Origin of the sequence: Bacillus sp. AFS001701, from assembly GCF_002559405.1 — a bacterium.
Lineage (GTDB): Bacteria > Bacillota > Bacilli > Bacillales > Bacillaceae_G > Gottfriedia.
Genome location: NZ_NTZO01000721.1, coordinates 1 through 2653, shown reverse-complemented (window position 1 = coordinate 2653; position 2653 = coordinate 1). Strand labels below are relative to the sequence as shown.

Below are 2653 nucleotides of genomic sequence, written 5' to 3'. Positions count from 1 at the left end.
TGGTTGTACTGACTCGTTAATATGAATTAATAAAGTTATTATTTCCTTATTTTTTCCATAAACTTCGACTAGTTGCTTTATTTCTGTAATATCATTGACCTTAAGTTTAACTGTTAGAATGCCTTTATGAATAATAATTTCATCCTGGATTAATACAATATCACTTCTTATTAGGCGGAAAGCTGTAATACTTAAAACAATTACAACTACAGCGATTTGCAGATAAGTCTTTAAATCATTTCCGTTTCCTACAAGCATTGATATTAACTTGTACAGAATGACTAGGAATATTGAACTGGCAGCCATATAAAATAAAACACTTAGAAAAGTAAAGTGAGAAGAGAATTTAGTTTGTTTCACATTCTTTCGCCTCCTCTACGACTTTTTTCTTTATTTTTTCTACTATATGATTCAAATACTTAAAATGAAACTAGTACTTAAAAATAAATGGTCATTTTTTGACAAAAAACATATGTACTTGCTTGATACTTGTCATATTTTCTTACTATAATAGTGGTATGTTTACCTAATACAAGGAGGATACATATGTTTTCGTTCTTTTCTCAAATTATGATTGTCTTATGGACAATTTTCTTGTTAGGAATGATGTCAATCGGTGGATACTTTATGTTCAGAAAGTTTTTGAAAAGATTACCTAAAGAAGATGGGAAATCTATTTTAGATTGGCAGGAAGAATATTTACAAAAAACAAGACATTTGTGGTCGACTGAACAGAAAGAATTACTTGAAGAATTAGTAAAACCTGTTCCATCTTTATTTAGAGATATAGCTCGAGATAAAATAGCTGGAAAAATTGGTGAATTAGCGTTGCTAAATAACGCTCCGCAAATTACACAAGGCTTAATTATTGAAGGATATATTAAAGCAACTCCTAAGCGAGATCATGCATTTTTAGTTAAAACACTAAAGAAAAAAGAAATCGATTTTGCCGATTTTAAGCATTTACTTGCAAAATAAAACGTGTACCGAAAAGGTACACGTTTTTTCATGTAATAATTGTATTTGAAGGCAGCTGTCTTCTCATTTTTTGATATGATTTGTACATTGCTAAGCGCCAAGGAACAATCATTGAAAATGCTAATAAGAAGAACATACCACTTAATTGGCCTACATCGATCGAAGAACTTAAATATAACTTCATCACGATTCGAACTACTAATAAACCAAGTAAGATAAAGACAAATGCTTTTGATCTTTTTAAATAAATTTCATTATCTACAATTTCAAATTTAGATGTTTTAATTAAAAATAACGAAAAAAATACTCCCATACAAACAGCTTCTAATACTTCAGAACTTGTCAATCTAAACTCTGGTACTAAGTACATTAAAGCTCCACTACTCATAAAAAATGGAGGTAAAATTATTTTTTTAAGGTTTGTCGGCTTTTTAGCAGCTTTTAGTCTAACGAAAATTACACCTAAAGCCATACAGGTTGCAAATACTGTGCTAAAAATTATACTCATATCTTTACTCATTTTTTTCACTACCTTTTTTTCAATCTTAAAGAATAACAATTCTTATATGCATCGACTTTTTTTAAAACTGATTTTTACAGTTTTTGTTAATACAAAGCACTCTTTTAATTAATAAACTGATTATATAATACTGCTTCTTCCACATCGATGCAAATCCAATAACTTCAAATCCTGCAATTTTTTACATTGGAAAAATAATGTTTAAAACCCAGTAAATCCACCAAAAAATCTAGTAAAGTAAATTGTTATTTTAGTCAACCAATCAAAATATAACATGATTCCCATAATGATCATGATATATCCACCATAAACGACGATTTTATGTGAATACTTTTTAATCCAACCTAGTGACCCTAAATAAAACGACAATACAAAAAATGGAATAGAAAATCCAAGTGTATATGCTAACATATAAAATAGACTTGAACCTGGGTTACTTACTGCAAGTGCAAATACTGAAGTTAAGATTGGTCCAGTACACGGTGTCCAACCTGCTGCAAATGCTAATCCAATTAAAGTAGAACCTAGAAATCCTGAAGGGCGTTTTGAAAATTGAAACCTTCGATCATTCATTAAAAACTTCGGTTGAAAAATACCCGTTACGACTAATCCTAAAAATACAATTAAAATCGCACCAACTTGACGAATAAAATCTTGATAACGCATAAAAAAAGAACCAATTATGGAAGTGCTAAAACCTAAAACAATAAAAATGATTGTAAAACCTAGTAAAAAGAACAAAGTATGTAGTAAAGTTTTACTTTTATGTATTCTTTTTTCATTTTGTAAATCACTTAAAGATACCCCTGTAATATACGATAAAAACGCTGGATAAATCGGTAGACAACATGGAGAAATAAAGGAGAGAAATCCCGCTCCAAATGCAATACCAATATTTAAATCCCCCATTAACTTACATCCCTTCTCATCTTTACATTCTAGATAATATTATAACAGAATTGCTTTTTATTTAGTATTAAAAGTAGTTAATAGACCGCGTCATACACATATTTTAAGAACCTCTAATTCTTCATTCATTACCAAAAAATTGAAGAATAGTGATTAAAATGGAATATTTTCACTAAAATTTCGGCACACTTCTTAATAAACTAATTTATTATTAAGGTGGAAACATGTTTAAAAAAATATGGCCAA

At 29.1% G+C, this 2653-nt stretch carries 4 protein-coding genes; 1 reads left to right on the top strand and 3 read right to left on the bottom strand.

Annotation, left to right across the window (positions count from 1 at the left end):
• Positions 1-360, bottom strand: a 360-nt coding sequence (locus tag CN514_RS24845; protein WP_141529533.1) for a hypothetical protein, incomplete at its 3' end; no start/stop codon positions are given.
• A gap of 186 nt (positions 361-546) precedes the next feature.
• Between CN514_RS24845 and CN514_RS24840 the strand changes: the two genes are divergently transcribed.
• Positions 547-978, top strand: a complete 432-nt coding sequence (locus CN514_RS24840; RefSeq protein ID WP_098234837.1) for a DUF2621 family protein — start codon at positions 547-549, stop codon at positions 976-978.
• A gap of 28 nt (positions 979-1006) precedes the next feature.
• On the opposite strand, the gene CN514_RS24835 is transcribed toward CN514_RS24840, so the two are convergent.
• Together CN514_RS24835 and CN514_RS24830 are read right to left on the bottom strand one after the other, a co-directional pair.
• The gene (locus tag CN514_RS24835; protein WP_098234838.1) at positions 1007-1486 is read right to left on the bottom strand and encodes a CcdC family protein; all 480 of its coding nucleotides are present in this window, start codon (positions 1484-1486) and stop codon (positions 1007-1009) included.
• Positions 1487-1699: 213 nt separating this feature from the next.
• Complete coding sequence (locus CN514_RS24830; protein ID WP_098234836.1) at positions 1700-2407, bottom strand: cytochrome c biogenesis CcdA family protein; 708 nt, start codon at positions 2405-2407, stop codon at positions 1700-1702.
• Between the last annotated feature and the right edge of the window lie 246 nt (positions 2408-2653).

What these genes read in the sequence shown, in the direction of transcription:
- CN514_RS24840 (WP_098234837.1), top strand. Translation starts at nt 547, where the DNA reads ATGTTTTCGTTCTTTTCTCAAATTATGATTGTCTTATGGACAATTTTC.
- CN514_RS24835 (WP_098234838.1), bottom strand. Translation starts at nt 1,486, where the DNA reads ATGAGTATAATTTTTAGCACAGTATTTGCAACCTGTATGGCTTTAGGT.
- CN514_RS24830 (WP_098234836.1), bottom strand. Translation starts at nt 2,407, where the DNA reads ATGGGGGATTTAAATATTGGTATTGCATTTGGAGCGGGATTTCTCTCC.